Consider the following 6,555-nt stretch of genomic DNA (forward strand, 5'->3'; position numbering starts at 1 on the left):
ATTCACACGCACTACCAAACTGCGCTACACCCCGATGTCTTTCTGGTGTTTCGCACCAACGACGATAGTTATTATATCGCAGTGCAATGGATTTGTCAACAGCTTTTTTGAAAAATTTTCAGAAAAAATAAAAAACAAACAAATACACCCAATCAATGGCCTTGTTGAGCCAAAATATAGACCATGGGGCCTGAGCAAACCGGGGAGTGTTGCGCCGGATAATAAGCTTTTTTAAAAGTTAAAAATATAGTAGGGTTAAAATAATCGGGACGCTAAAGGTGATAAAGGCAAAAGTGAAGGCGGCGCTATCATGGGCAAAGACATGACCAATGGAATAAAACAGGGAAAAAGAATGAAAAAATTTTGAAAAACATCTTGACGAACCGTGAAACCCTTGCTATAATAAGCAAGCAGTCAGCAAGACGGCAACAAAATATGGGGGTATAGCTCAGCTGGGAGAGCGCTTGAATGGCATTCAAGAGGTCAGCGGTTCGATCCCGCTTATCTCCACCACAAACCGCAAGGCAAACGCCTTGCGGTTTTTTGTTTTACTCGCTGGGTTCTTCAAATTCCTTTTTCCGTACTCTGCTGCAATCGCCGTGCAGCTGGCCGAATAATCCGGCAGGGCATCTTTGCAGGGGGATTGCTTTGCTTCGTTGGGTTTGAGTTCTCACGAATAGAATTTAGCATTATTATGTTTAACTTCTTCTGCAAAAAATAAACCTGTTTGCATACACTAAGGCGGTACCCGTCTATACCAATCCAGGCCCAAGAGCCCCGGCGTTTGGTGAGGGTAAAGATGCAACCTTGCCTCAAGGGACACAAAATTTGAAAGAAACTTTGTGGGTCTATCAATTTGATGATTTCTGCTCATTGAATCAAAACGAATTGTTCATATTTTGCATCTAAAATGAAGCTATACAAAAATGGCAGGTACTCCTGGGGCAATGGGTTTGTCTCGTTTGGCAAAGGCCGGGAGATGGGGCCATTCACCAAGGCAGATGGGGGGCAACAAGGATGGAGAACAGAATCGTGGGAGCGGCATCCATGGCGATGCTGGTGGCGGCTTACAGTGTGATTCGGTTTTTATTGTTTGACCTCCACGGCTTGAAGGGATTGCCATTGCTGCTGTTCCTTGTGGGGGCTGGGATTATTACCGTAACCGGCTTGGTGCAGGGGGGAATGTTGATTCCGTTAACCACAGATTTAGGCTACATGGGCGGTTTCCTTGCCGGGGTTTTAATAAGGTTCGATTGGGGCGACGGGGTCAATGCCCTCTGGATTATCTGGAGTGGATGTTTTGCTGCAGCTGTTGCGGTGGCTGTTGTGCTTCATTGCGCAATGCAGAGAGAGGCAAAGCAATAGCCCAAAAGAACCGCCTGTGCCTACGGAGTGCAGCGTAACTGTGGGGCTGGTTGTGAAAATGGCACTGCGGATGAAAGCAACCGGCCAAAGGCAATGAAACAATGGTGGAACGGTTTGAGTTCCACCATTTTTTTAGCCGAAATATTGTGCGGCGTGCCTGGCAGATGCGAAAAATATAAAGAAGGCAGCTGGCAATGGCCGCAAACAGGCAGCAAAGAGCAGACTGCCATGCTGCGACCTTGCAATGTATTGCCGATATATGGTACATATATAATAACAATTCTTTCATAGCACGATTCGATGGGTATCCGGTGCATTGCCTGAGTGGACTGCCGGTGTTTGCGGTTAACAAAAGAGGCCCTATGGCCTTTGGCGGCTGTTCATCCAGCACAGGAACGGGGGTGGCACAGAGGGATACTGCAAGGAGGGAACTTTTTGACCAGTGTCGGCAGGGTAATCTTCCGGGCGATTCACGAGGGGAAATGGGTTAGCCTGGAATACAAAAACAAAACAGGCCAAACAACGCACTATTGGCTGGGCATTCGGTCCATGGACCTGCGAAAGGGTCAGATAACAGGGGAGGGCCTGCATCTGGGCCAGCTTACCGTACTGGAGCTGACCATTTATATGGAACGGATTCTTTCGGCAGAAATTGTTGAGGGTTCCTGGTGTGAAATTGACCAAAAGCTGCTGCGGGATATTCAGGAACATCCCAAAAAATACGAAGCCTGGTTTGGAAATAGTGCAAACCTGCGCGTGCTGGAATATCTGGCCTTTTGCAACAAGCTGGACAGTGTGCCTTATACAACACAGTACCAGCTGATTGAACACCTGGACCTGGACCAGATGGCAGGGGGAACTTATGCTCTCACCGATGAGCAGTTTGCCTTGATTGTGCGCACTTTTCAGCGCAAAACCGAGCAAAAACGAGAGAAACATTATCTGCAAATGACGCAGATTGGCATCAATTTGTTAAGTGTGGATACCCCCAGAGGCTTGTATGTGCTGGCCTATCGCCCCTTGATGCTGGATGTGGCCAGCCGCACCCTGCGCCTGAGTGAAACCCTGGTCATCTGCCGGGAGTATACCTTGCAGGGGGAAAAAGTCAGTGCCCACTCCTTTATGAACGAGGAAGATTTTGCACTGCTGGAGGAGTTTGAACGGAACGCAGAGCGGATTAAGGACTGCATAACCAAAGCCACCTGCACCCGTGGAGTAAACGATATGCCCTATTTGGTGGCGGTGGGCCGCAACAACCTGGTGGACTTGGAGCATGAATACAAAGGCATTACGGCCATGTTTGACCCGACTGAAGATGCAGCGGCAACACAGCCCATACGGGCCTTTTTTGGCGAGATGAACGCCCGGCCTCGCCGCCGCAAATCCTTCCCCTTGGCACTCATCAGCAACCAGGTGAATCTGGACCAGCTGCTGGCCATCAACAATGCCATGAGCTACCCGCTGACCTATGTCCAGGGGCCGCCTGGTACTGGCAAAACCAGTACCATTGTAAATACCATGACAACGGCATTTTTCAACGAGCGCACCGTGCTGTTCACCTCGTACAACAACCACCCCATTGATGGCGTGGTGCAAAAGCTTTCGGGTCTTACCTATCGGGGCAAAAAAATTCCCTTTCCCATCGCCCGGCTGGGCAGCGCTGATTATGTGGCGCAAACCCTTCATTCTATCTATGCCATGTACCAGAGCTGCAAACAGATGACCATCTACGAAAAAACTCTGGACCGAAACCATGCCGAGCGGGCAGAGCGTGCCCGCAAATTGACCGAACGGTTGGAACAGTACGACGAAATGCTGGATTTGCAGGAACGCAAAGAAACCATCCAGCGGCTTTTGGAAACCAGAGGCCAGAAGAACTTCCAGCGGCAGCTGCGCAGCAACCAGCTGGCCAAGGTGGACCGGGAGCTGGAGCAATGCAGTCAGGTACACGCCCAGGACGCACTGGAACTGCTGGACCAGAACACCGAGGATTTATTAAAATATCTTTACTACACTTCGGCTAAGTACATCCGCCGTTTGGACGAGCCCAAAAACCGGGATTTACTGGAGATTCTATCCAGCGGAGCCCCGGACCAAGAAAAGGTAGCAGCCTTCCACCGGTACCTTTCTGAGACCGAAAATCTGAAAAAATTTTTGCGTATTTTTCCCTTTGTGGCAACCACCTGTATTTCTGCTCACAGGTTAGGAGAGCCGCAGCCAAGCTTCGATATGGTTATTATGGACGAAGCCAGTCAATGCAATACCGCCACAGCCTTGCTGCCCATTGTGCGGGGCAACTCCCTTATGCTGGTAGGGGACCCTCAGCAGCTGCAGCCGGTCATTGTGCTGGACCCGCACCACAACCAGATTCTGCGCCGCCGCTACCGGGTGGGCCAGGAATATGACTATATTGAGAACTCTATCTACAAGTGCCTGCTTTCCTGCGATGCAGTCAGCGACGAGGTACTGCTGCGCTACCATTATCGGTGCGACCCCAAAATCATCGGGTTCAACAACAGAAAGTATTACAACCGCCGGCTGCGGGTTGCCAGCAAAAGCGTGAGTAAACGGCCTTTGGTTTATGTGGATGTTCCCCACGACACCACCCAGGAAAAGAACACTGCACCCCGGGAGGTGGAGGTGATTGACCGGTATCTGGCCCACAATCCTGGCCGCTCGGTGGGCATTATTACGCCGTTCACCAATCAGAAAAATCAAATTGAACAGATGATACAGGAGCGTGGATACGAACACGCAAGCTGCGGTACGGTACACGCTTTTCAGGGTGACGAAAAAGATGTGGTGATTTTTTCCCTTGCGCTCACCGATAAAACGGGCGCCAAAACCTATGATTGGCTCAAAAACAACAAGGAGCTTATCAATGTGGCAACCTCACGAGCAAAGGAGCAGCTGATTTTACTTTCTAATAAAGAGCAGCTGAACCGATTGCATCAAATCCATCCGGATGACGATGATCTTTATGATTTGTACCGGTATGTATGCAGCGAGGGCAGCTGCGAGGTAGCGCCTAAACCGGCGGCCTCCCGGGCGCTGGGCATCAAGCCATACAGCACAAAAACAGAGGACGCCTTTTTAGAAAATCTCAACCACGCTTTGGGCAATATCTTTATTGCTGGCGGGCGGTGCAGCGTACACAGAGAAGTGCCCATTGCCCATGTGTTCAAAAGCAACCCCAAAGCGGTGGATTTGTTCTACACTGGCCGCTTTGATTTTGTGGTGTACCAAAAAGAAGGCCGCCAGTCGGTGCCGGTGCTTGCCATCGAGTTGGACGGACGGGAGCACCGGGAGGACCCGGCGGTACAAAAGCGGGACCAAAAAAAGGACCAGCTCTGCAAGGAGCATGGGTTTGAACTGATCCGGGTGGATAACACCTATGCCCGCCGGTATCACTACATTAAAGAAATTTTAATTGGATATTTTCACCAGGGGCAAAATAGGCTGCTCTAGCTGCCTGCACAAAAACCCATGGAACAGCCTGGCCAAAAAGCCAGAAGCTGCTCCATGGGTTTTGTTTGCTGCAAAGAGAAAAATAAGAGGGTATTACCTGGCGCAATAAAATTCGATGGCTTGCCGGGCAAAGGCGGCCGTGCCCTCACCGCCAGCACGGTCGATGGTTTGCCGGAACCGCTCGTCCTGCTGGTACATTTGGCCTAAGCTGGCCAAAATTTCTTTGGTGCAGGGGTAAAAATGGTCGGTGATAAATTGTTGTAGCTGGGCCACTAATTGCTGTGCCTGCGGCCCGGCGGGGTCCTGGTGTTTGTGCCGGCCCAGCTCTGCAAACAACTCCATCATCTGCTGCCCGGAGGCTTCAAAATCCTGGCCTTTGGCCTGCCGGGCTTCAAATTCCCGATAGGCCTCCGTATTGCCCCAACGGGCCTTGGCTTCCTCTTTGTACTGGTTCAGTTCCTGATGCTGAAATGGCTTAAAGTTCATTATAAATCCTCCTGTTTGCTGCAATTCACGGGCCAGAGTGAGCAAGTTGTCGATGCGCTGCCGCTCCAACTCCAGCAGGCGAATCTGCTGTTCCAAGGCTTGTTTTGGCTCAAAGTGCGGGTTGTCCAAAATAGCCTTGATATCCTTCAGGGGGAATTCCAGTTCTCGCAAAAGCAGAATGGTTTGAAGCCTGGCAAGGGCTGCGTCGTTGTATAAGCGATACCCGGCAGGGCTGGTGGCAGTGGGGTGCAGCAGGCCAATGGCGTGGTAGTGGTGCAGGGTTCGCACGCTTACTCCCGTCAGCTGGCTTACCTGTTTTACGGTGCGCATGGTTTTTTCCTCCTATTCTGGGCCGTGTTTATAGAATACGCCATAACGCAGCGTGAGAGTCAAGGGGGGATTTTTGTCCGGTTATTTGGGGTTCTGTTTGCTTCTGTTCTTCCATACACGGGCTAGAATGTTTTTTAAAACCAGCATGGCATCCAGTTCGTTGTAGCCATATCGCTTTTGCAAGTCGTCCAGTAAATGCTCCAGTCCTTCCTGATGTTGATGTGGCAAGGGCGGAAATCATGGAGAAATACCAGCCGGGGGAGCATGACAAGACCGCCTATCTTCTGAACGCAATCCATGTGCAGGAGGGCGAGTATTTCAGCCGCCGGGTACATGACGATATAGACGGTATCATGGTGGACATAAAAGAAGCCCACAAGGGGCGGGCGGAGAGTGCGCCGGAGAAATCCGTTGCCGCTGAACTGAAAAAGGATTTGGACGAAGTGGCAAATTTCAAAGGGAGCCGTTTGGAACAATGGCTTCTGATTTACTGCAAGCAAAACCGCATCCCTTATCACCGCTTGACGGAAGAAGAAAAACAGAGTTTGATACGGATAGGCTCCAAATCGGATTTTGTGAAGTCGCATATACCACAGAGGGGAAAAAAGCGAAAATAAAAAACATATATTCAATTCTTGCGGCAGAAATTTTCTGCCGCTATTTTTTGAGCAATTTGTGACAAAGTACATTGACACACATAGTAATATCGGATATACTGAGCATGGAGGTGAAGCGAATGTCGGAGCAGAACATCAACAGCGATCTAATCCGTGGGCATATAGATACCATCATTCTTAAAATACTAAGAGATGGCGACAATTACGGTTACGAGATTATGAAAGCTGTATCCATGAACAGCAATAATGAATATGAATTGAAAGAGCCATCTTTATATACAAGCCTAAA

Annotated in this window: 7 protein-coding genes and 1 tRNA gene; 6 read left to right on the top strand and 2 right to left on the bottom strand. The window is 49.9% G+C overall.

The features are described 5' to 3' along the window. The 4 genes from ACH2EM_RS03345 to ACH2EM_RS03360 all read left to right on the top strand — a co-directional run. Nucleotides 1–235, top strand: a 235-nt coding sequence (locus ACH2EM_RS03345; RefSeq protein WP_395150661.1) for a hypothetical protein, incomplete at its 5' end; no start/stop codon positions are given. 202 nt (nucleotides 236–437) lie between these two features. Beyond that, nucleotides 438–513 (top strand) — tRNA-Ala (locus tag ACH2EM_RS03350). A 534-nt stretch (nucleotides 514–1,047) separates the two neighbouring features. After that, nucleotides 1,048–1,365: a hypothetical protein gene (locus ACH2EM_RS03355; protein ID WP_395150662.1), complete on the top strand. Its 318-nt coding sequence runs from the start codon at nucleotides 1,048–1,050 to the stop codon at nucleotides 1,363–1,365. 435 nt (nucleotides 1,366–1,800) lie between these two features. Continuing rightward, complete coding sequence (locus tag ACH2EM_RS03360; RefSeq protein ID WP_395150663.1) at nucleotides 1,801–4,833, top strand: AAA domain-containing protein; 3,033 nt, start codon at nucleotides 1,801–1,803, stop codon at nucleotides 4,831–4,833. 93 nt (nucleotides 4,834–4,926) lie between these two features. Here ACH2EM_RS03360 and ACH2EM_RS03365 read toward each other — a convergent pair whose 3' ends face one another. Together ACH2EM_RS03365 and ACH2EM_RS03370 are read right to left on the bottom strand one after the other, a co-directional pair. Further along, nucleotides 4,927–5,649, bottom strand: coding sequence for a MerR family transcriptional regulator (locus ACH2EM_RS03365; RefSeq protein WP_395150664.1), 723 nt, complete (start codon nucleotides 5,647–5,649; stop codon nucleotides 4,927–4,929). An 81-nt stretch (nucleotides 5,650–5,730) separates the two neighbouring features. Continuing rightward, nucleotides 5,731–5,877, bottom strand: coding sequence for a hypothetical protein (locus ACH2EM_RS03370; protein WP_395150665.1), 147 nt, complete (start codon nucleotides 5,875–5,877; stop codon nucleotides 5,731–5,733). An 11-nt stretch (nucleotides 5,878–5,888) separates the two neighbouring features. Between ACH2EM_RS03370 and ACH2EM_RS03375 the strand changes: the two genes are divergently transcribed. Together ACH2EM_RS03375 and ACH2EM_RS03380 are read left to right on the top strand one after the other, a co-directional pair. After that, entirely contained in the window at nucleotides 5,889–6,266 is a 378-nt protein-coding gene (locus ACH2EM_RS03375) for a hypothetical protein (RefSeq protein WP_395150667.1), read from the top strand. Nucleotides 6,267–6,385: 119 nt separating this feature from the next. Continuing rightward, a partial coding sequence (locus tag ACH2EM_RS03380) for a PadR family transcriptional regulator (RefSeq protein WP_395150668.1) occupies nucleotides 6,386–6,555 on the top strand: 170 nt, incomplete at its 3' end.

The organism is uncultured Allofournierella sp., from assembly GCA_944382705.1.
Taxonomy (GTDB): domain Bacteria; phylum Bacillota; class Clostridia; order Oscillospirales; family Ruminococcaceae; genus Allofournierella.

Coding starts and splice junctions, on each gene's coding strand:
- ACH2EM_RS03355 (WP_395150662.1), top strand. CDS start 1,048: ATGGCGATGCTGGTGGCGGCTTACAGTGTGATTCGGTTTTTATTGTTT.
- ACH2EM_RS03365 (WP_395150664.1), bottom strand. CDS start 5,649: ATGCGCACCGTAAAACAGGTAAGCCAGCTGACGGGAGTAAGCGTGCGA.
- ACH2EM_RS03375 (WP_395150667.1), top strand. CDS start 5,889: ATGGAGAAATACCAGCCGGGGGAGCATGACAAGACCGCCTATCTTCTG.